General features: G+C 52.7%; 21 protein-coding genes and 1 tRNA gene. 12 read left to right on the forward strand and 10 right to left on the reverse strand.

Translation table 11 applies throughout. From position 1 onward, the window contains the following. Positions 1–9: 9 nt before the first annotated feature. Together purN and purM are read right to left on the reverse strand one after the other, a co-directional pair. Complete coding sequence (purN, locus tag ACXLHR_RS06135) at positions 10–603, reverse strand: phosphoribosylglycinamide formyltransferase (RefSeq protein WP_458790632.1); 594 nt, start codon at positions 601–603, stop codon at positions 10–12. After that, positions 603–1,643: a phosphoribosylformylglycinamidine cyclo-ligase gene (gene purM, locus ACXLHR_RS06140; protein ID WP_458790633.1), complete on the reverse strand. Its 1,041-nt coding sequence runs from the start codon at positions 1,641–1,643 to the stop codon at positions 603–605. Before purM ends, purN begins: the two co-directional genes overlap by 1 nt. A gap of 150 nt (positions 1,644–1,793) precedes the next feature. Here purM and ACXLHR_RS06145 point away from each other — a divergent pair, with 150 nt between their 5' ends. The 5 genes from ACXLHR_RS06145 to ACXLHR_RS06165 all read left to right on the forward strand — a co-directional run bounded on the left by ACXLHR_RS06145 (position 1,794) and on the right by ACXLHR_RS06165 (position 4,988). Then, positions 1,794–2,099, forward strand: a complete 306-nt coding sequence (locus tag ACXLHR_RS06145; protein ID WP_458790634.1) for a hypothetical protein — start codon at positions 1,794–1,796, stop codon at positions 2,097–2,099. Next, a tRNA-Ile gene (locus tag ACXLHR_RS06150) sits at positions 2,090–2,166 on the forward strand. The genes ACXLHR_RS06145 and ACXLHR_RS06150 overlap by 10 nt, the downstream gene beginning before the upstream one ends. 634 nt (positions 2,167–2,800) lie before the next feature. Beyond that, on the forward strand, positions 2,801–3,553 hold the full coding sequence (locus ACXLHR_RS06155; protein WP_458792485.1) for an amino acid ABC transporter substrate-binding protein: 753 nt from the start codon (positions 2,801–2,803) through the stop codon (positions 3,551–3,553). A gap of 5 nt (positions 3,554–3,558) precedes the next feature. Beyond that, positions 3,559–4,233 (forward strand): amino acid ABC transporter permease, encoded by a 675-nt coding sequence (locus ACXLHR_RS06160; protein ID WP_458790635.1) that lies wholly within the window; start codon positions 3,559–3,561, stop codon positions 4,231–4,233. Then, complete coding sequence (locus tag ACXLHR_RS06165; RefSeq protein ID WP_458790636.1) at positions 4,230–4,988, forward strand: amino acid ABC transporter ATP-binding protein; 759 nt, start codon at positions 4,230–4,232, stop codon at positions 4,986–4,988. Before ACXLHR_RS06160 ends, ACXLHR_RS06165 begins: the two co-directional genes overlap by 4 nt. Before the next feature lie 134 nt (positions 4,989–5,122). Here the strand turns inward: ACXLHR_RS06165 and ACXLHR_RS06170 are convergent, their stop codons facing one another. Further along, positions 5,123–5,488: a winged helix-turn-helix transcriptional regulator gene (locus ACXLHR_RS06170; RefSeq protein ID WP_458790637.1), complete on the reverse strand. Its 366-nt coding sequence runs from the start codon at positions 5,486–5,488 to the stop codon at positions 5,123–5,125. Between the two features lie 125 nt (positions 5,489–5,613). Here ACXLHR_RS06170 and ACXLHR_RS06175 point away from each other — a divergent pair, with 125 nt between their 5' ends. From ACXLHR_RS06175 to ACXLHR_RS06185, 3 genes are all read left to right on the forward strand, one after another. Next, positions 5,614–6,255: an NAD(P)H-dependent oxidoreductase gene (locus tag ACXLHR_RS06175; protein ID WP_458790638.1), complete on the forward strand. Its 642-nt coding sequence runs from the start codon at positions 5,614–5,616 to the stop codon at positions 6,253–6,255. Positions 6,256–6,355: 100 nt separating this feature from the next. Continuing rightward, positions 6,356–7,489 carry a zinc-binding dehydrogenase gene (locus ACXLHR_RS06180; RefSeq protein ID WP_458790639.1) on the forward strand — a complete coding sequence of 378 codons (1,134 nt, stop codon included), beginning with the start codon at positions 6,356–6,358 and terminating at the stop codon, positions 7,487–7,489. A 211-nt stretch (positions 7,490–7,700) separates the two neighbouring features. Next, positions 7,701–8,843 (forward strand): ISAs1 family transposase, encoded by a 1,143-nt coding sequence (locus ACXLHR_RS06185; protein WP_458790640.1) that lies wholly within the window; start codon positions 7,701–7,703, stop codon positions 8,841–8,843. 148 nt (positions 8,844–8,991) lie between these two features. Here the strand turns inward: ACXLHR_RS06185 and ACXLHR_RS06190 are convergent, their stop codons facing one another. The 7 genes from ACXLHR_RS06190 to ACXLHR_RS06220 are packed head-to-tail and all read right to left on the reverse strand — an operon-like array spanning position 8,992 to position 15,291. After that, positions 8,992–10,566 carry a peptide ABC transporter substrate-binding protein gene (locus ACXLHR_RS06190; RefSeq protein WP_458790641.1) on the reverse strand — a complete coding sequence of 525 codons (1,575 nt, stop codon included), beginning with the start codon at positions 10,564–10,566 and terminating at the stop codon, positions 8,992–8,994. Between the two features lies 1 nt (position 10,567). Further along, complete coding sequence (locus ACXLHR_RS06195) at positions 10,568–11,548, reverse strand: ABC transporter ATP-binding protein (RefSeq protein ID WP_458790642.1); 981 nt, start codon at positions 11,546–11,548, stop codon at positions 10,568–10,570. Then, a complete protein-coding gene (locus ACXLHR_RS06200) occupies positions 11,545–12,324 on the reverse strand; it encodes an ABC transporter ATP-binding protein (protein ID WP_458792486.1) in 780 nt (259 codons plus the stop codon). The genes ACXLHR_RS06195 and ACXLHR_RS06200 overlap by 4 nt, the downstream gene beginning before the upstream one ends. Before the next feature lie 13 nt (positions 12,325–12,337). Beyond that, entirely contained in the window at positions 12,338–12,556 is a 219-nt protein-coding gene (locus ACXLHR_RS06205; RefSeq protein WP_458790643.1) for an ATP-binding cassette domain-containing protein, read from the reverse strand. Then, positions 12,553–13,725 carry an ABC transporter permease gene (locus ACXLHR_RS06210; protein WP_458790644.1) on the reverse strand — a complete coding sequence of 391 codons (1,173 nt, stop codon included), beginning with the start codon at positions 13,723–13,725 and terminating at the stop codon, positions 12,553–12,555. The genes ACXLHR_RS06205 and ACXLHR_RS06210 overlap by 4 nt, the downstream gene beginning before the upstream one ends. Then, positions 13,722–14,669 (reverse strand): ABC transporter permease, encoded by a 948-nt coding sequence (locus ACXLHR_RS06215; protein WP_458790645.1) that lies wholly within the window; start codon positions 14,667–14,669, stop codon positions 13,722–13,724. The genes ACXLHR_RS06210 and ACXLHR_RS06215 overlap by 4 nt, the downstream gene beginning before the upstream one ends. Further along, a complete protein-coding gene (locus ACXLHR_RS06220) occupies positions 14,662–15,291 on the reverse strand; it encodes a helix-turn-helix domain-containing protein (RefSeq protein ID WP_458790646.1) in 630 nt (209 codons plus the stop codon). The genes ACXLHR_RS06215 and ACXLHR_RS06220 overlap by 8 nt, the downstream gene beginning before the upstream one ends. A 571-nt stretch (positions 15,292–15,862) precedes the next feature. Here ACXLHR_RS06220 and ACXLHR_RS06225 point away from each other — a divergent pair. The 4 genes from ACXLHR_RS06225 to typA all read left to right on the forward strand — a co-directional run bounded on the left by ACXLHR_RS06225 (position 15,863) and on the right by typA (position 20,053). Further along, entirely contained in the window at positions 15,863–17,071 is a 1,209-nt protein-coding gene (locus ACXLHR_RS06225; RefSeq protein WP_458790647.1) for an NADP-dependent isocitrate dehydrogenase, read from the forward strand. A gap of 82 nt (positions 17,072–17,153) precedes the next feature. Continuing rightward, a complete protein-coding gene (locus ACXLHR_RS06230; protein WP_458790648.1) occupies positions 17,154–17,765 on the forward strand; it encodes a YitT family protein in 612 nt (203 codons plus the stop codon). Positions 17,766–17,777: 12 nt separating this feature from the next. Then, positions 17,778–18,113: an SMR family transporter gene (locus tag ACXLHR_RS06235; RefSeq protein ID WP_458790649.1), complete on the forward strand. Its 336-nt coding sequence runs from the start codon at positions 17,778–17,780 to the stop codon at positions 18,111–18,113. Positions 18,114–18,232: 119 nt separating this feature from the next. After that, positions 18,233–20,053 carry a translational GTPase TypA gene (gene typA, locus ACXLHR_RS06240; protein ID WP_458790650.1) on the forward strand — a complete coding sequence of 607 codons (1,821 nt, stop codon included), beginning with the start codon at positions 18,233–18,235 and terminating at the stop codon, positions 20,051–20,053. The last annotated feature ends 75 nt before the right edge of the window (positions 20,054–20,128 follow it).

Here is a 20,128-nt window from a genome sequence, read left to right on the forward strand (position 1 = left end):
ATGAAAGGATTACGTCCCAAGACGTAAAATCCTACGCTCCCCCGCCGCATATCGACGCAGAATCGCGGGATAAAGCGTATGTTCAAAAGGCAAAATCTTTGCCGCCAAACTTTCCGCCGTATCCCCCGCCTCAATCACAACCTGCGCTTGGCCCAAAATCGGCCCACCGTCCAATTCGGCTGTGACTTCGTGCACAGTGCAGCCATGCACATTATCACCCGCGTCAATCGCACGCTGATGAGTATGCAGCCCGCGGTATTTCGGCAAAAGCGACGGGTGAATGTTCAACATCTTCCCCTCCCACTTTGCCATAAACTCCGCCGACAAAATTCGCATGAAACCTGCGAGACAGATGATATCAGGCGCACTTGCGATCAAGGCCTCATGCAACGCAGTCTCAAACGCCACACGATCTTTTGCAAATTTTTTATGATCAACCACTTGCACGGCGATACTACGTGCTTTGGCCTTAGCCAATCCACCTGCATCCGGCACATTCGACACCACCAAAACAGGTCTGCAGGGATGGTCGCCGGTCATATCATCAACCAGCGACACCATATTCGAGCCGCCCCCCGAAATCAGGATTGCGACCCGTTTCATTAGAGCAACGCGCCTGTATAGCTGACGCCCTCGCCTTCAACGACTGTGCCCAGCGTGTAAACCGTTTCACCGGCCTCACTTAGTACTGCTTTCAAGGCCTCGGCTTCATCCGCACTCACCGCCAAAACCATGCCAACACCCGCGTTAAACGTCTTAAGCAATTCGGACTGCGCCATGCCGCCCGTCGCCGTCAGCCACTTGAACACCGCAGGCAATTCCCAGCTATCGAGATTAACCTGCGCACCCAAACCTTCGGGCAAAACGCGCGGCAGGTTCTCGGTCAAACCACCACCCGTGATATGCGCTAACGCGTGCACGCCGCCCGCATTCACCGCAGCCAGCGCCGATTTCACGTATAAGCGTGTCGGCATCAGTAACGCCTCGCCCAGCGACACATCGGCAAACGGTGCCGCATCAGCCCAAGCCAACCCAGACACCTCAACAATACGGCGCACTAGCGAATAGCCATTGGAATGCACACCATCAGATGCCAACCCCAATAATACGTCCCCTGCAACAACACCCGCAGGCAGGTCCGCACCACGCTCCATCGCACCAACAGCAAAGCCGGCAAGATCAAAGTCGCCGTCGGAATACATGCCAGGCATCTCGGCTGTTTCGCCGCCAATCAACGCACAACCAGACAACTCGCAACCCTTGGCAATCCCATTGATAATACGCGTCGCCTCTTCCAGCTCCAGCTTACCAGTCGCGAAATAATCAAGGAAAAACAGCGGCTCGGCACCTTGGCAGACCAAATCATTCACACACATGGCCACCAGATCAATGCCAATCGTGTCAACGTTTCCGGTATCAATAGCAATGCGCAGCTTGGTGCCAACGCCGTCTGTCGCAGAAACCAAAATCGGGTCTACAAAACCTGCGCCTTTCAGGTCAAACAACGCGCCAAACCCGCCAAGTCCAGACATCACACCAGAGCGTGCCGTGCGCTTGGCCGCAGGCTTAATGCGCTCCACCAGTGTGTTCCCCGCGTCGATATCGACGCCCGCATCAGCATAAGTCAGGCTTGTCTTGGTCATCGCATTCATCCCCAGCAGCGAAAATTCCCCTTCGCATTAGCCCAACAGGCTTGGCGGCGCAACTGCACAAGAACTGCACAGGTCGTACACAGCGTTAGGAACTAATTAACATAGTTGAGGGTTGATTGATTAATACAACGGAGACCGGACATGTTTAAACTAATGACTCTCGCCCTTATCGCCCTGCCTACCCTTGGCATGACAGACACAACCTCATTCGGTGATGGTCCATGGATTGCAATCCCCGCCGACTTTGAGGTTCGCGCCATGATGTCGCCCCAAGACGAAATTCGCGCAATGGCCGATCTAGATGGCGACCCCTTAGTTACTACTGCCGACGAGATCGAAATGATTGCAATGCTGACACAAATGCTTGGTACAGCACCCACAGATCATCAATCTGGCCTTGACCACGCCAGCGTGCCTGCTATCCCTGCGCTCACTGGGGGCCTGTAGCTCAACTGGTTAGAGCAGAGCGCTCATAACGCTTTGGTTGCGGGTTCAAGTCCTGCCGGGCCTACCATTATACATAAGTTTCAATAACTTATGTGTTTGGTGGGTGAAAATTACCCCCACCAAACAACATTAACATTTAGGAAATTTTTCCCACTATTGGTGTCACTGACAGCCAACGATATTGACTTAACTCAAACATCGCGCTCAAAGCTAAGAATGGAACAAGTATCTCAAGCAAAGGTACAAACCACGAGTAAATCCATCTAAAACGAATTTTAGAAATGTCTTGGTTAAAAGTGGTGCCCGCGGCCGATCGCTCGAAACGCGCCGCTTGCATCACAGACAACGCGCCGCATAATGGACCAACCAGATGAGCCGAACTCTATCTTAGTTTAGGCCGCCTTTGGTGCCAAAAACCCTGACGACGGACACTCGGCCCTTTAGTCACCCTCCTTTTTTTGCATTAAATGCTATTTAAGGAGCGGGACCAAACCGCGACAAGTTCACGCTTTTTCTTCTGTAAGGCACCCAACTTTATCGCCCTGAAACCTGCTAGGTTGGATTATTTCTCAAATAACCTTCCACGAAGAACGTTTTTCCAACCTAATCAGCTTATACGTGACGCTGGTCCTGTCTTCATTGCGGCCATTGAAGCGAGCCGTGGACATGTTACTTCTCACTCGAACGAACGGAGAAATAAAATGAATAAATCATTAGCAATTACAGCACTCGCCTTGTCGGTTTCCTTTAGTGCCGCGCAGTCTGAGACACTGAATGTAGGTATGTCGGGCGGTTACTTTCCTTTCACTTTCGTCAAGCTCGACGTTTTGCAAGGGTTCGAGGTCGATTTCATCAATGCCATCGCGGAGCAGACCGGGGACGAAGTGAACTTTGTCACAATGTCGTTCTCCGGCCTGATAGGTGCGTTGGAAACAGGTCGGATCGATACCATTGCCAATCAGATTACGATCACGCCTGAGCGCGAGGCAACGTTTGCTTTCTCCCAGCCATATGTTTTTGATGGCGCGCAGGTCGTGGTCAAAGCGGGCAATGAAGAGACAATCACTCGCGTTGAGGATCTCAGCGGCAAGACTATCGCAGTCAATCTGGGATCAAACTTTGAGCAGTTGTTGAATGAGCTTCCAAACGCCGAAGACATCGACATCCGCACTTATGAGAGTAACATTGCGCAGGATACGGCCCTTGGCCGCGTCGATGCCTTTGTTATGGATCGCGTGTCTTCTGCCCAGTTGATTGCAGAAAGCCCGTTACCGCTGGCGCTTGCAGGCAAACCATTCAGCGAAATACGTAATGCGCTACCATTTAGCAATGACGAAGACGGCGTCGCGCAACGGGACCGGATCGATGCAGCCATCACTACGCTGAAGGAAAACGGCACCTTGGCCGAAATTTCCGAAAAGTGGTTTGGCTCCGACATCACGACCGCGGAGTAACGTTCATGCGGGCACTGGATTATGAATACATGTGGGATTTGGTTCCCGTACTTTTGGGTTATGTGCCTCTGACGCTTTTCATGGCGTTAGTGGGTATGTTTTTTGCCCTTATACTGGCTTCAGTTATAGCCGTTGAACGGGTGTTCCGCGTGCCAGTGCTCGACGTTTTTGTGCGCCTTTTCATCAGCTTCTTTCGCGGCACCCCGCTGCTGGTGCAACTGTTCCTGTTCTACTACGGCCTGCCGCAGGTTCTGGCGTTTTTGACAACTATCGATGGCGTCACAGCGACCATCATGGGGCTAACGCTCCACTTCTCTGCCTATATGGCCGAGAGCATCCGTGCTGCGATACTGGGTGTGGATCGCAGTCAGTGGGAAGCAGCCCAAGCTGTGGGTATGACCCAAACCCAGATGATGGTGCAAATCATCCTGCCTCAGGCCGCACGCGTGGCAGCGCCAACGCTGGTCAATTACTTTATCGACATGATCAAAGGCACCTCACTCGCGTTTACATTAGGTGTTACAGAACTCATGGGTGCGACACAGAAAGAAGCTGCTGGCAGTTTTCTCTACTTTGAGGCGTTTTTGGTTGTCGCAGCGATCTATTGGATCATGGTCGAAGCATTGTCCTTCGCGCAACGGCACTTAGAGACCTACCTGAACAAGGCGTACGCACGATGACCTCAAATGCTGGCATTTCCATATCTGGGCTGAATAAGTCCTTTGGGAACACATCTGTACTGAAAGATATTTCGCTGGACATCGCGCCGGGTGAACGCGTCGTCGTCATCGGTCCTTCAGGGACCGGAAAGTCGACTTTGTTGAGGTGCCTGAATTATCTCGACCGTCCGGACAGTGGGACCATTCGGGTTGGTGATCTAACCATTGATCCAGCGACTGCGTCACGGTCTGACATCTTGGCACTCCGGCGTAGAACGTCGTTCGTATTTCAGAACTATGCCCTCTTTGCCAACAAAACGGCACGCGAGAACATCACGCAGGCGCTTATCACCGTCAGAAGACATTCCAAAGCAGACGCATTAGCGCGCGCCGATGAGATACTGCGCGAGACTGGCCTGTCCGACAAGGCGGAATCCTACCCCGCTGCTCTTTCAGGAGGGCAGCAGCAGCGTGTGGGGATCGGTCGTGCAATGGCGCTAGATGCTGATTTGATGTTGTTTGATGAGCCAACTTCGGCTCTTGATCCTGAATGGGTTGGCGAGGTTTTGGATCTCATGCGCCGTGTCGCAGAAAAACGCCAGACAATGTTGATCGTTACCCACGAGATGCAATTCGCACGAGAAATAGCGGACAGGATTATTTTCATGTCGGACGGGCGGATCGTAGAGCAAGGGACGCCAGAAAAGCTACTTGAGGCCCCCGATGATCCGCGCACGCAAGCCTTCTTACGACGTGTTGCTAAGACCGGTCCTTAGTAACCAGACCTCGGCCCCGCTATCTCCTTACGTGAGGACAGCCGACAAAGTTGAACAAAGACGTTCACAAGTACTTGGTTTTTGGACGCAGAAAGTTGGATTTCCAATAGAAAAGCCACAGAATTGATTGATCACTACTCTTTGGTCGCAGCATCGTAAATCTCGCGTGCAGCGTCGATTTTTGTAAGGTTATCCAAGGCCCAATGCCCTAATGCGCGGACGGGTTCACGGAATGATTGACCCATGGGCGTCAGATTGTATTCCACCTTTGGCGGGATTGTCGGATGGTAAGTACGGTTGACCAAACCGTCTCGTTCCAGCGATTTCAAAGTTAGACTGAGCATGCGTTGCGAGATACTTAAATTCCGTTTCAGCTCATTGAAGCGAAGCGTCCCATATTGGGCCAGTGAAATGATAACAAGGACGCTCCAACGATCACCAACGCGCGACAATACTTCGTTAATGCGTTTGCAATCTGGACATTGCTGTGAGTCTAACATGTAGGTTCCCTTTTTGTGACTGAGGTTCTTTTTTGTGCCTTCTTGCGACTCAAGTAGGTTCTTAATAAGTAGTCAGTAACAAAAGTATACCGCACTAAGTGAGTGCCCACAATAGGATCGATTTCATGACCAACGACACCCTCCTCGACCAGCTGAACTGGCGCTATGCGACCAAGAAAATGGACGCGACCAAGACAGTCCCACAGGACAAGCTCGATGTAATCATCGAAGCGATCCGCATGGCGCCAACTTCAAGTGGCACTCAGCCGTTTGAGTTGATTGTCGTTACAAACCCCGAAAAACTGGCGGAAATTCGAAAAGCTGCGGGCGATCAGGCCCAAATCACAGATGGCTCTCACTTACTCGTCTTTGCCGCGTGGGATAACTACACGACCGACCGCATTGATGAGGTCACTGATCTCAATGTCGCAGCACGCGGCGATTTGCCAATGCTGAATGCATATTACGAAAATCTGAAAAACAACTATCTGCCGCGCGACGCGGAGGTCAATTACGCGCACGCCGCCCGTCAGGCCTATATCGCGTTGGGAATTGCGCTGGTCGCAGCCGCCGAACAACAGGTCGATAGCACCCCGATGGAAGGTTTTGACCCAATCAAGGTCGATGAGATTTTGGGATTGTCGGAACGCGGATTGCGCTCTGTTATTCTGCTACCTTTAGGCTACCGTGATCCAACTGGGGATTGGCTGTTGCCAATGGAAAAAGTGCGCAAGTCGGCTGAAACGATGGTCAGCTACGTCAAATAACCCATGAGATAACACCTCAAAACTTCACCTCAGATCCTAGCAGATATCGATGATTTCGTGCTTAGCTTTGCCCGACTTTTATTCAAGAAAGTGAACAAAAATGTCCCTACCTAAAACATATCTCCAGCTGATTTCTACTGTCACTACAGATGGTGAATTAAAGATGCGCCTTGCTGAAAAGCAGATGCCAACACCGGGTGCTGACGAAGTTCTGGTCCGCATTGAGGCGACCCCTATAAACCCGTCAGATCAAGGCGTGATGTTTGGAGCGTCGTCGATGGACAAGGCAACATCGACTGGCACCGGAGCTGAAACGATCCTAACGGCACCGGTGTCAAAGCAGGGCATGCAAGCGATGAACGCCCGTGTTGGTCAAGACCTGCCAATTGGCAACGAAGGCAGTGGCACCGTTGTTGCTGCCGGTGCGGACGCGCAAGAGCTTATGGGCAAAGTGGTTGGCCTGATGGGCGGCGAAATGTATGCGCAATACCGTTTGGTCAAAGCGGCGATGTGTCTGCCCCTTGGTCCAGACCACACTGCAAAAGATGGTGCCGCCTGCTTTGTCAATCCACTTACGGCGTCGTCCATGGTTGAAGCCATACGGCTAGAGGGGCACACCGCGCTTGTCCACACAGCCGCCGCTTCAAATTTGGGCCAAATGTTGAACCGCATCTGTCAAGCTGACGGCGTGCAACTGGTCAATATCGTGCGCTCTGCAGCGCAGGAAAAACTGTTGCGTGATATGGGTGCCGAATATGTCGTTGATAGCTCAAAAGACAGCTTTATGGCGGACCTCACAGATGCCGTACACAAAACCGGCGCTACCTTGGCGTTTGATGCAACCGGTGGCGGACGGTTGGCGTCAGATATCCTAAGCGCAATGGAAGCCGCCGCTGCACGCACCCCCGGAGCCTACAGTATCTATGGATCCGTAAAGCATAAGCAGGTCTATCTTTATGGTGCTTTAGACACATCCGAGACAATACTTACCCGTGGATATGGTATGGCGTGGGGCGTCGCAGGATGGTTATTGCCAAACTTCCTCGCGCGCGTTGGTCAAGAGGTTGCCGGGCGAATGCGTGCGCGTGTTGTTCAGGAATTAACGACAACCTTTGCAAATGAGTATTCTGACGAGATTTCGCTTGCCGATGCGCTACAGGCCGACGTCGTGGCACGCTACAATGCCAAAAAGACGGGTGCTAAGTTACTCATCAATCCGCAACTACCGCTATAACGCGTTAGCTATATGAAAAGCCAATGCCCGCTCTGGCACGTAGATGTGTCAGGGCGGGCATTACGTTCCAACGTTTCGATCGCGAACAGGGAAAGCTTTCGCTACCGCTGACTGACGAGCAGGGCAAACGCATGAAGCTTGTGAGTCACTATGCCCTGTCTGATGTTATATTGACTTGACGTATTTTCACCTCGGCAAATGAGGTGTGCAGATGTTTCAGGAATTGTTAACGAGCTTTGATGGGATAGGAGAGCCACGGCAGGTCGGTAAGGTTGATCACCTGCTGATTGATGTCTTGGCGATCACGGTGTGTGCGGTGTTGGCGCATGCAGAAACGTTTGAAGATATTGCGCTTTATGGCAAGCATAAAGAAAAATGGTTGCGGCGATTTCTAGAGCTGCCGAACGGCATTCCCTCCCATGACACCTTTCGACGGGTGTTTATGTTGGTAGAGGCTGAACGGTTTGAGGCTAGTTTTTTGGCTTGGACACGGGCGGTTTTTAAGCCGCCTGAGAATGGTTCGCCGCGCCAGATTGCGGTGGATGGCAAGGTCATGCGACGCTCTTTCGATCGGCGCAAGGGCAACTCGCCCCTGCATGTGGTCAGCGCATTTGCGACGCAGTCGGGATTGACGCTTGCGCAGCGCGTCGTTGCTGAGAAAAGTGGGGAGGTCGAGGCGCTCTTGCCGCTGCTGGAGGGGCTGGATTTAACAGGTGCCTTGATCTCGCTGGATGCGCTTTACGCTCAGAAAACGCTTATGACCAAGATACGTGAACAAGGCGCAGATTATCTCATCGCACTGAAGAAAAACAACAAAAAGGACCATGCCCGCGTTGTTGAACATTTTGCGGACACAACCTTTGGAAAGACCCCAGACAGCCCCGCAGTCTTCGATGCCTTTGAGAAAACGCATGGCCGACTGACCCGTCGTCGCGCCTTTGTCAGCAGTGATCCTGAGTTGATTGCAGCGCTACAGGAATGGCGCAATGTGCGTCAGGTCATCGCAGTGGAAAACATCACCAGCAACACGAACGCTCATGGTGGTGGTCGCGGAGAAACCAAAAGCGATATCAGATACTTCCTGACGTCCAGTTCCGCTGATGGCTTGACCCTTGCGGCTGCCGTACGAAATCACTGGGCAATTGAAAACAGCCTGCACTGGGTGCTGGATGTCGGTTTTAGAGAGGATGAAAGCCGCCTACGCGACCGCAATGCTGCAGCAAATCTCGCTGTCATCCGCAAGATCGCCATCAATCTTGTAAAAGCCGATAAATCCCAAAAGGGTTCTATCAAAGGTAGGCGCAAAGCAGCAGGTTGGGACAATAATTACATGCAGAAAATTATAGGGTTTTGACCTTCATGCGTTTGCCCTGGACTGACGAGCAGTTCGACACATTGGACGATGTCCCCGTCAACAGGCCCTTTGGCGATCTAACTTCAAAAATGTCAGAAACATTATCGTCGTAGAGTCGGTGGTCCTATATGTCCCACCGACACTTATTTTATTCCAGAATTTCGACATCACGGAAATAAGGCACGTTCAGGTTCGAGCGCCAGAAACCAGCTACATCTGATGACATCATCATGTAGTTATATCGGTGATACATCGGCAGGATGATGTGTTCATTCATCAAAACCCCTTCTGCATCGCGCATAAGTTCCAGGCCTTTTGCCTCGTCGCTTGATTCCTTCGCGGCGTTTACTGCGGTTTCAAAGTCGTCGTTTTTCCACGCGGCAAGGTTGTTCGGGCTGTCAGGCAGGAAAACGTCGAGGAAGGTCATCGGGTGCGGGTAGTCAGCCCCCCAACCCATCTGCGCAATTTGGAATTCAACTTGCTGCACTTCCGGATAGTAAACTTGCCATTCAGTCGCGCGGATTTGCACGTCGATATTCAAGTTTTTCTTCCACATCTGTTGAATTGCTTCGAGCAATTTCTCAATCGGTGGAGAGGTATATGTAACGAACACCGTTTCGGGGAAGCCTTCGCCATTTGGATAGCCAGCTTCGGCGAGCAGCGCGGCGGCTGCCTCGGGCTGCGCGTCCGCGTCCAGACCATAGGTGTCGATCCCATCTCGGAAATCTTCACCCGCCAATGTCAGCCCGTATGGCACAAGGCCAATGGCAGGTTTGTCCGCGGATTGCAGAACAAAATCGACGATATCTTGACGGTCGATCGCCATGGATAGCGCTTGACGCACGCGCACATCATCAAGCGGAGATTGCGCAGGATTGAAGAACGCGTAGGTGGTTCCAAGCGCAGGCACGACCATAAAAGCATCGCTTTCGGCCATAAGGCGTGGAATTTCCGGGGCTGGCACGGCCTCGATCCCGTCAACCTGGCCGGACTCCATTGCCGTGAGGGCGGTCGCTTGATCAGGAATCAAGCGGAAGGTAAGCGTATCCAGCGACACGGCGTCCGCATTATAGTAAGCGTCGTTTTTGGCAAAAACCACGGACTCGCCAAAGTTAAATTCACTCACTTTGAATGGGCCGTTACCAATGAATGTCTCTGGATTTCGTGTCCATCCTTCTGGGTCGGCTTCGACCATGTCCTGACGTACTGGGAACCAGTTGGTGTAGGTCAGCAGCTGCAACATGTATGGAATGCGGTTGGTAAGTGTGAAGGTCAGTGTTTTGTCGTCGGCTGCCGATATTGCGACATCTCCGGTCCCACCATCCGCATAATGCGCTTCTGCACCAGAGATCAGATAAAACATCGCAGGGTTCTTAGCACCTGCTGCAGGATCCAAAACGCGCATCCATGAATAGACAAAATCCTGTGCCGTGACTGGCTGTCCATCAGACCAGTTCGCGTCACGCAAGTGGAACGTATACGTCAGGCCGTCTTCAGAGACCTCCCAGCTTTCGGCCATAGCCCCTTCTATTTCGCCTTCTTTGCTAAAACGGACCAAGCCTTCAAAAGTGTTTCCGATGATCGGCGCAGCAAAGGTTTCAGACGTCAAACCAGGGTCGTAAGTCGCGGATTCGTTGTTCACAACATAGGTCAGATCACCTGCCGCAAAAGCAGGTCCTGAAACGAGGGCCGCAAGAGCTGCAGAAATTACTAGGTTACGCATATTAAGTCTCCTGTTGGGTAGATGAACCGCTGTGTGACAGCGGGTGGTGGCAAGCAACGGCGTGACCGTCTGCATGGGTAATCAATTCAGGTTCAGTTTCCGCGCAGAGTGCTGTCGCATAGGGGCAACGTGTCCGAAACCGACATCCCGACGGTAAGTCGAGCGGACTAGGCACTTCACCGGCCTCGATTTTATTGTCGCGCCGTGCAGCAGGATCAGGCACAGGAATCGCGGACCAGAGTAACGCCGTATAGGGATGGCGTGGTCCGGTATGCAGCATCTCCGACGGTGCAATTTCCACGAGTTTACCTAAATACATAACGCCAATACGATCAGCGATATGCCGCAGCATGGAAAGGTCATGCGTGATGAACAGATAAGCCAAACCTGTACTCCGCTTGAGTTCGGCAAGCATATTTACGATTTGAGCCTGAATTGATACATCCAGCGCGCTAATGGGTTCATCGCAAACCACCAGATCGGGCTGCAAAGCAATGGCGCGGGCAATGCCGATCCGCTGTCGTTGACCACCCGAAAACGAATGTGGATAGCGGTCTGCCGCATCTGCACCAAGCCCGACCTGATCGAGCAGTTCGGCGACCGTTGCGCGGCGTGTTTCGGGTGTGCCAATGTTCATTATATCTAAAGGCTCAGTGACTAATTCACCGACTGTCATGCGACCGTTTAACGCCGCAACAGGGTCTTGAAATATCATCTGCATTTTGCGGCGATGCGGCTTGAGCGCTTTTTCACCGAGCGTGGTAATGTAAGTACCATCAAGTTTGATCTGCCCGGCAGTGGGCCGATAAAGCCGCATCAACGCGCGCGCGAGGGTGGATTTTCCGCACCCGCTTTCTCCGACAAGGCCAAGTGTTTCACCTTGCCGGATCGTAAGGCTCACACCATCAACGGCCCGTAGCGAACCGTGCCGTGTCGGAAAATGCATTTTGAGATCTACAAGTTCAAGAATTGGAGCGCTCATTGTGCAGATTCCATCTCTGGTGCCATAGGATCAGCCCGCCAACATCGTGTGCGTTGGTTGGGTTGTAAGACGGGGTTGTCGGACGCATCGTAGAGCGCCGGAGGGGTTGCACAAATTCGCATTGCTTGCGGGCAACGTGGAGCGAACGGACAGCCGGATGGCGGGCTGCGCATGTCGGGCGGATTGCCTAACACTGGCGACAGTGGCTGCCCTGCCAAGCGCGGATCCGGGATCGCAGCGAGCAGTCCGCGCGTGTAGGGATGCTGCGGGTTCGTGAAAAGATCTGCAACGTTGGCTTCTTCCATGACCTGACCGCCATACAGAACCATGACGCGATCCACCGTTTCCGCGATAACGCCAAGATCATGCGTTACAAGAATGATTGCCATGCCAAGCCTGTCACGCAGCTCTTTTAAGAGCGTGAGAATTTGGCGTTGGATTGTCACATCAAGCGCAGTCGTCGGCTCGTCTGCAATCAAAAGATCTGGTTCGCAAGCCAGTGCAATGGCAATCATCACACGCTGACGCATACCGCCTGAGAATTCGTGCGGATAGCAGTCAATGCGCGTAGTTGCTGACGGAATGCGGACAAGATTAAAAAGTTCAATGGCGCGAGCCCGCGCTTGGGCTTTGCTGATTTTGCGGTGCTGAATCAGGGTTTCAGCGATCTGGCGTCCGACGGTCATGGTCGGATTTAACGCGGACATCGGATCTTGAAAGACTACCCCGACTTTATCGCCACGAATACGCGTTAGTTGCTTTTCAGACAGTTGCAGTAGGTCTGTGCCGTTAAGTTCCGCAACGCCAGAGCACGACGTGCCCGCCGCGCTTAAGCAATTTCAGAATACTCATGCAGGTCACGGATTTTCCCGATCCACTTTCACCTACAAGCCCCAGTATCTCGCCGCGCTTGATCGTCATGTCGATACCGCGCACCGCGTGCACGGTCCCCCGCTCGCCACGATATTCCGTTCGTAAATCACGTAAGGATAAAAGCGTTGAGGTCATGATTCCAACCTCGGATCCAGCGCATCGCGCAATCCGTCACCCAAAAAGTTGAATGCCAGCATCGTTAAGCTGATCGCAACTGCCGGGAAAAACAATTGATGCGGATAAGCCCGCAGTGTTTCCACAGCTTCGGACGTCAATGTTCCCCAGCTGGCTTGCGGCGGTGTCACGCCAAGGCCGATAAAACTCATGAAACTTTCAATGAATATCGCAGACGGGATCAGCATCGTCAGCGTGACAAGAATTGGGCCAAAAGCGTTTGGGAGAAGGTGCTTGAATAAGATACGCGAGGTTGATGCCCCCATTGTCCGGGCCGCAGCCACGTAATCTTGATTTTTCAACGTCAGGATTTGCCCGCGCACGACACGCGCCATGTCGACCCAATAGACTGTCCCGATTGCAAGCACGACTGATAGCAGTCCCGACTGCAAAACGACCATCATCAAGATCACATAAAGGGTCAACGGTATGGTCGCAACAATCTCGACAAATCGCATCATGACAGCATCGACCCGCCCGCCTAACAAGCCAGAGATGCCCCCGTAGATCACGCCAATCACAAAGTTGGTCAATACGGCCGCTGCAGCCACCATCAACGAGATGCGCGCGCCATAAAGTTGTCGCACAAGCACGTCTCGGCCAAGTTGATCTGTCCCAAAGGGGTTGCGCCTGTTCAACTTTCGACCACCAGCTTGCGCAGGCACACCATCGATCAACAGGACTGACGGGCGTTGGCTGTAGTCTAGCACGACCTCTTGTCCATCAATATCCCAAGTACTTTTACGGTTCATCATGTCACGATCATCAGGGCGCAAAAGTGCTTCGATGCCATGCGATGGGCCAATTTCGTACAAGCTCAAATTGCTGGTATTGACGTGGACTAACCGTCCCTGCCCGACCTCATAAGGACGGTAAGTTGGCGGTAGATTCGATAACTCCAGGTTTTGCTCAAAGTAACTATAAGGCGACATTAACGGGCCAAAAATCGCAGACATCACAAGAAAGACAATGAAAACAAGTCCCATCATCGCAGGTTTATGGTGAAACAATCGCGTACGCACACCTGACCAGAAACCCTGGCTTGCTGCTGGCACAACCGGCGCCACCATTTGCGCGCCACCTGCGGTCATAGGAAGCCACATTTCAGCGTCTATTGCAGGCTTTTTCATTTATTATCCCCGTATGAAATCCGCGGATCCAACCAGAGGTACAGCAAGTCGACAATGAGAATCATCAGCATCAGGAAGGCCGCGTAAAAGATCGTGATCCCCATGATCGCGGTGTAGTCTCGGTTAGTGATCGAAAGCACAAAATGCCGCCCAATCCCGGGTAATGCAAAAATCTGCTCAATCACAAAACTACCCGTCAGAAGATTGGCTACCACCGGCCCGAGAACCGTCACAACGGGGATAAGAGAATTGCGCAACCCGTGACGCAGCATGACTGTGTGCGCAGGCAAGCCTTTGGCGCGCGCCGTCATGATGTAATCGTGTTCCATCGTTTCCAGCAGACTGGAACGAGTCAATCGAGCCACAAATGATACCCAGAACCCAGACAACGCCACCACAGGTAAGATATATCCACGCCAGTCATCAAGGCCAAATGCGGGAGTCCAGCCAAGCCGCAGCGCGAAGATATAGAGCATAACAGTCGCGATGACATAGGACGGAACCGCTATCCCAAGACTCGCCAAAAACATCGCGAGCGTATCCGGCCAACGACCGCGGTTCAGCGCTGCGACAATACCAGCAGGAACGCCAATCGCTACCACGCAGATAATTGCAAGCAGCCCCGTCTGTGCCGTCACTGCTAAACCTTCCATAATCATGCTGTTGACACTGACGCCGGGGTATTTGAACGAAGGGCCCAAATCGAATGAAAGTACGCCACCAAGATAATTCAAATACTGGCGCCAAACGGGTTGGTCCAAACCAAACTTAGCGTTCAACGCGGCCTCGATTTCAGGAGCGAGCATCTTTTCCGAGACGAACGGACCACCGGGCACCGCGTGCATCAAAGCAAACGTAAGTGTAATGATGGCAAATAGCGTTAACACCATCATCGCGATACGTTTCATCAGCCAAACAACTGGAAGGCGGTTCGCGCTATTCACTGGAGGCTACCTTATCAACATCTGGCCGTTGACGAAATGTCGGACCATTTCCCAGCCAGAAAATAACGGCCTCTTCTGTTTCTGAGGTATAAGCTTGGTGTTGCTGATCTGACCTAAAATGCAGCGTATCGCCAACGCCCAAATCGTACTTCTGCCCCCCGATAATGAAGGCTACCCGGCCCGATCTGACCTCGACGAACTCCTCGCCAAAATGTTGATCAGTCTCGGTTGTGAAAGCTACAGGAAGAGAAATCAGGAAAGCAGAAAAAGATGCGCCAACAAATTCGCCGTGCAACCGTTGATAGGTCATACCACCTTCACGCACCCAAGTCGTTTCACGTCCCTGCGCACGCGTGACAAGTCCGCGCGTATTGGACATTTGAATAAAATGCCCCAAGTCGAGAGAAAGAGCCGATGCCAATCTGTTAAGTGATCCAAGCGAAGGAGTCGCCAAGTCGCGCTCGATCTGACTTAGATATCCGACAGACAAATCGGCACGTTCACTCAATTCCTGCAAAGTACAGTTCTGATTGCGCCGCGCCGTGCGCAACAATGCACCAACTGCAAAATCCGTTTTTGTTTTATTTTGATCACTGACTGTAGACAAGTAATTGATCTCCAAATGCGATAATCGTGAGTATCTAAAAAATTTAGATTGATGCAAGAAAATTATTATAATTATTTTACAAAAACATTTTTCAGCTAGTCAAATTCAATCAACTGGACACTCGCCCACTCTAACCGCCCGGCACTCTCCGACATTATGACGCGAAACGCCTTTCTCTTTTCGAAAACGCGTCTGCGCAGTTTTAATTCTCATGTTGGTGCCGGTAGATAAGTGCAGCGCGTGCAATTGGCTATAAGGGTCTGCCACACAGAAGAGCGCTCTGCTGTCGTAGACTTCGTACACGAGTGTCGGAAACGCTTGGTCTGCCAGCTGGGATAGGTTCTTTGGCATATCAAGAGTATAACAAGCACTGTCGCAATCTGCCTTACTTTTCACAGCGCCAAGGCGTGACGCGGCAGGTGTCTGTTAAAAATCTCATACTGTTTCCTCATTGATCAGAGTAAAAGCCAGCCTACAACAGCTCACCGAACGCCGCTATAGTATACAAAGGTATACACTAGCCCTTTCACCAATTATCAAACTGCGCTATATCATAACGTGACTTCATACATATCCGGAGAGATTTATGTCCAAGATTAAGGTAGCCAAACCCGTCGTTGAACTCGACGGCGATGAAATGACGCGGATTATCTGGGACTTTATCAAGCAAAAACTGATCCTGCCGTATCTGGACATTGATCTGAAATACTACGACCTCGCCATGGAGGTCCGCGACGAAACCAACGACCAAATCACCACTGACGCGGCTGAAGCGATCAAAAAATACGGCGTTGGCATCAAATGCGCGACCATCACCCCTGACGAGCAGCGTGTTGAAGAATTCGGCCTCAAGCAAATGTGGCGCAGCCCGAACGGCACCATCCGCAACATTCTTGGCGGCGTTGTGTTTCGCGCGCCCATCATCTGCAAAAATGTGCCGCGCCTTGTGCCGGGCTGGACCCATCCCATCGTGATCGGGCGGCACGCCTTTGGTGATCAATATAAAGCCACCGACTTCCTAATGCCCGGCCCCGGCAAACTAACGATGAAATTCGTCGGCGACGATGGCACCGTGATCGAGAAAACTGTGTTTGACGCCCCATCAGCTGGCGTGGCCATGGCTATGTATAACCTCGACGATTCGATCCGGGACTTTGCGCGCGCCTCTTTCAACTACGGTTTGGATGTCGGCTGGCCCGTCTACCTCTCAACCAAAAACACAATCTTGAAAGCTTATGACGGACGGTTCAAAGACCTATTCCAAGAGATTTTTGACGCAGAGTTTGCCGAGAAATTCAAAGCCGCCGACATCTACTACGAGCACCGCTTGATCGACGATATGGTCGCCTCTGCAATGAAATGGTCAGGCAAATTCGTCTGGGCCTGCAAAAATTACGACGGCGACGTGCAATCTGACACGGTTGCGCAGGGCTTTGGCTCTCTCGGTCTGATGACCTCAAAACTGCTGACTCCCGACGGCAAAATCGTCGAGGCAGAAGCCGCGCACGGCACCGTCACGCGCCACTACCGCCAGCACCAAGCTGGGCAAGCCACCTCTACGAACTCCATCGCATCAATCTTTGCATGGACAGGCGGCCTGAGGCACCGTGCAAAACTCGACGACAACGCGCAGCTGACGGCATTTGTCGACACACTCGAAAAAACCGTCGTCGACACGGTGGAAGCAGGCTTCATGACCAAGGATCTTGCACTTCTTGTCGGCCCCGATCAAAAATGGCTGACCACAACTGGCTTCCTCGAAAAAATCGCCAACAACCTTGACGCCGCGATGTAAAATCTACGACATGGTCAACATGTAAGGGGCGGCCTCACGGCAGCCCCTTTTTGATTTGCACCTTAATACGACCGGACGACACATGCGCCAAGCACCTGATCTCTCGAAACATACCCTCACCGAAGACCTGCAAGGGCTGTCGATGGGCGTTTTCTTTTGCGCAATTAGCGTTCACCTCCTCACCCACCTCGGCCTACTCACAGGTCAAACCGCGGGCATGGCGGTCATTATCTCTTATCTGACAGGTTGGTCATTCGGCGCGGTCTTCTTTGTGATCAATATCCCCTTCTATGTTCTGGCATGGCTGCGCATGGGGCGCACCTTCACCCTGCGCTCATTACTCTCGGTCAGCCTGCTCTCGCTTACCACAACACTGCTGCCCTACGGCTGGGCCCCTGGTACCATCCACCTCGGCCTAGGCGCGGTAATCTGTGGTAGCTTGGTCGGCACAGGACTCCTGATCCTGTTTCGTCACAACGGCTCAATGGGCGGCTTTGGAATTCTAGCGCTGTTCATCCAAGACAAAACAGGGCTTAAAGCAGGCTATGTGCAACTGGGTGCTGACGTCATCATATTTAGCGTCGCGCTCTTTATCTTTCCGCTCAATATTGTTGCATGGTCCCTCATGGGGGCAATTGTCACCAATATGGTCATCGCCGTAAACCACCGCCGCGACCGCTATATCGCTACCTAAGGACACGCAGCCATGCCGACACACTATATCCTCCTTATCTTTGCAATCATAACCGAAACCATCGGCACCACTGCGCTGCAAGCCAGCGCACAGTTCAGCAAACTTGTGCCCGCGATCATCTGCGTCATCGCCTACGCCGCCTCTTTCTACCTCATGGCACTGGCCCTGAAAGTCATCCCCGTCGGCATCGCCTACGCCATCTGGTCAGGCCTCGGGATCGTGATGATCGCCATCATCGGCTACGGCGTCTTTGGGCAAAAACTAGATCTGCCGGCAATTTTAGGCATGTGCATGATCTTGGCAGGCATCCTCGTAATCCATCTCTTTTCGGCCACATCCACGCATTAAGACTCAACGGATCAGAGCCTCCGCGCGCATTACCCCTTTCCTTTTATAGCTTGGCGCGTTATCCGCGCGCAAAGTTGGCGCGTTGTCGCCCGTTCATACCCGCAGAAAGCAAAGAGCATATGGAAATCCGTAACGTCGCTATTATCGCCCACGTTGACCACGGCAAAACGACCTTGGTCGACGAACTTCTTAAGCAATCGGGGGTCTATCGTGAAAACGAGGCCACCCAAGAGCGGGCGATGGACAGCAACGACATCGAGCGCGAGCGCGGTATCACAATTCTTGCGAAAAATACCTCTGTCGAGTGGAAGGGTATGCGGATCAACATCATCGACACGCCCGGCCACGCCGACTTTGGTGGCGAAGTCGAGCGCATCCTTTCGATGGTCGACGGTGTTGTGCTACTGGTTGACGCTGCAGAAGGCGCGATGCCACAGACTAAATTCGTAACGTCAAAAGCCTTGGCTCTTGGCCTGCGCCCAATCGTTGTTGTGAACAAAGTCGACAAAGCCGACGGTGACCCCGACAATGCCGTAGATGAAGTGTTTGACCTCTTTGCCGCCCTTGAAGCGAATGACGAACAACTCGACTTCCCGACAATGTTCGCCTCTGGCCGTTCTGGCTGGTGTGACAATGAACTCGACGGCCCTCGCAAAGACCTTAGCGCCCTGTTCGACATGATCATCAGCCATGTCCCTGCCCCTGCGCAGCTGTCGCGTCGCGACGAGAAATTTCAGATGCTTGCAACCACACTGTCCGCCGACCCGTTCATCGGTCGCATCCTGACAGGCCGCGTTGAAGCAGGCACCTTGCGTGCAGGCGAGACCATCAAATCGATGACGCGCCACGGCGAAAAAATCGAGCAGTTCCGCGTTTCCAAAATCCTTGCGTTTCGTGGCCTTGGCCAGCAAGCGATTGATGTTGCCGAAGCTGGCGACATTGTCACCATCGCAGGCATGACCAAAGCAACTGTTGCCGACACCCTTTGCGATCCATCCATCGACGTGCCTCTACCCGCACAGCCAATCGATCCGCCAACGATCACCGTGACCTTCGGGATCAACGACAGCCCGCTGGCAGGTAAAGAAGGCAAGAAAGTGCAATCGCGCGTCATCCGTGATCGTCTTGCTAAAGAATGTGAAGTCAACGTCGCGATTAAGATCCAAGACACTCCAGGCGGCGACGCTTTTGAGGTTTCCGGCCGCGGCGAATTGCAAATGGGCGTTTTGATCGAAAACATGCGACGTGAAGGATTCGAGCTCTCGATTTCCCGCCCGCAGGTTATCTTTACTGAAGTTGACGGCGTGCGCCACGAGCCAATCGAAGAAGTCACAATCGACGTGGATGACGAATACACAGGCTCCGTTGTCGAAAAATTGACTGGCCCGCGTAAAGGCGAGTTGATGGAAATGAAACCAGCGGGTGCGGGCAAAACGCGCATCATCGCTCTGGTGCCGTCCCGCGGCCTCATCGGCTACCACGGCGAATTCCTGACAGACACACGCGGCTCTGGCGTTTTGAACCGCCTGTTCCACGGCACAGCCCCTTACAAAGGCCCAATTCAGGGTCGTCGTCAGGGCGTCCTGGTCGCAATGGGCAGCGGTGTTTCCGTAGCTTTCGCACTTTGGAAACTCGAAGATCGTGGCAAAATGTTCATCGGCGCGCAGGCTCCGGTTTACGAAGGCATGATCATCGGCGAGCATAGCCGTGAAAACGACCTTGATGTGAACCCTTTGAAAGGCAAGCAGCTGACCAACGTGCGGGCCTCTGGCACAGACGAAGCGGTGCGTTTGACAACCCCTGTTACCATGTCGCTTGAGCAGGCGATCGCCTATATCGACGACGACGAACTGGTTGAAGTCACACCAAACTCGATCCGTCTGCGCAAGCGTTACCTCGACCCACACGAGCGCAAACGCCACTCCCGCTCTGCAAGCTAAGCAGCAGCATCAGATATGAAAAAAGGCCGGTTCCCTGAGGGATGACGCATTCCGAGATCCGGGACATAGAGAGGC

It is taken from the genome of Yoonia sp. MH D7, assembly GCF_054439475.1.

Excerpts from the sequence above, each read along its gene's own strand:
- ACXLHR_RS06145 (WP_458790634.1), top strand. The coding sequence starts at position 1,794 with ATGTTTAAACTAATGACTCTCGCCCTTATCGCCCTGCCTACCCTTGGC.
- ACXLHR_RS06190 (WP_458790641.1), bottom strand. The coding sequence starts at position 10,566 with ATGCGTAACCTAGTAATTTCTGCAGCTCTTGCGGCCCTCGTTTCAGGA.
- ACXLHR_RS06195 (WP_458790642.1), bottom strand. The coding sequence starts at position 11,548 with ATGAGCGCTCCAATTCTTGAACTTGTAGATCTCAAAATGCATTTTCCG.
- ACXLHR_RS06185 (WP_458790640.1), top strand. The coding sequence starts at position 7,701 with ATGTTTCAGGAATTGTTAACGAGCTTTGATGGGATAGGAGAGCCACGG.
- ACXLHR_RS06170 (WP_458790637.1), bottom strand. The coding sequence starts at position 5,488 with ATGTTAGACTCACAGCAATGTCCAGATTGCAAACGCATTAACGAAGTA.
- ACXLHR_RS06235 (WP_458790649.1), top strand. The coding sequence starts at position 17,778 with ATGCCGACACACTATATCCTCCTTATCTTTGCAATCATAACCGAAACC.
- ACXLHR_RS06225 (WP_458790647.1), top strand. The coding sequence starts at position 15,863 with ATGTCCAAGATTAAGGTAGCCAAACCCGTCGTTGAACTCGACGGCGAT.
- ACXLHR_RS06210 (WP_458790644.1), bottom strand. The coding sequence starts at position 13,725 with ATGAAAAAGCCTGCAATAGACGCTGAAATGTGGCTTCCTATGACCGCA.
- ACXLHR_RS06205 (WP_458790643.1), bottom strand. The coding sequence starts at position 12,556 with ATGACCTCAACGCTTTTATCCTTACGTGATTTACGAACGGAATATCGT.
- ACXLHR_RS06175 (WP_458790638.1), top strand. The coding sequence starts at position 5,614 with ATGACCAACGACACCCTCCTCGACCAGCTGAACTGGCGCTATGCGACC.
- ACXLHR_RS06230 (WP_458790648.1), top strand. The coding sequence starts at position 17,154 with ATGCGCCAAGCACCTGATCTCTCGAAACATACCCTCACCGAAGACCTG.
- ACXLHR_RS06180 (WP_458790639.1), top strand. The coding sequence starts at position 6,356 with ATGTCCCTACCTAAAACATATCTCCAGCTGATTTCTACTGTCACTACA.
- ACXLHR_RS06160 (WP_458790635.1), top strand. The coding sequence starts at position 3,559 with ATGCGGGCACTGGATTATGAATACATGTGGGATTTGGTTCCCGTACTT.
- ACXLHR_RS06155 (WP_458792485.1), top strand. The coding sequence starts at position 2,801 with ATGAATAAATCATTAGCAATTACAGCACTCGCCTTGTCGGTTTCCTTT.
- purN (WP_458790632.1), bottom strand. The coding sequence starts at position 603 with ATGAAACGGGTCGCAATCCTGATTTCGGGGGGCGGCTCGAATATGGTG.
- purM (WP_458790633.1), bottom strand. The coding sequence starts at position 1,643 with ATGACCAAGACAAGCCTGACTTATGCTGATGCGGGCGTCGATATCGAC.
- ACXLHR_RS06165 (WP_458790636.1), top strand. The coding sequence starts at position 4,230 with ATGACCTCAAATGCTGGCATTTCCATATCTGGGCTGAATAAGTCCTTT.
- typA (WP_458790650.1), top strand. The coding sequence starts at position 18,233 with ATGGAAATCCGTAACGTCGCTATTATCGCCCACGTTGACCACGGCAAA.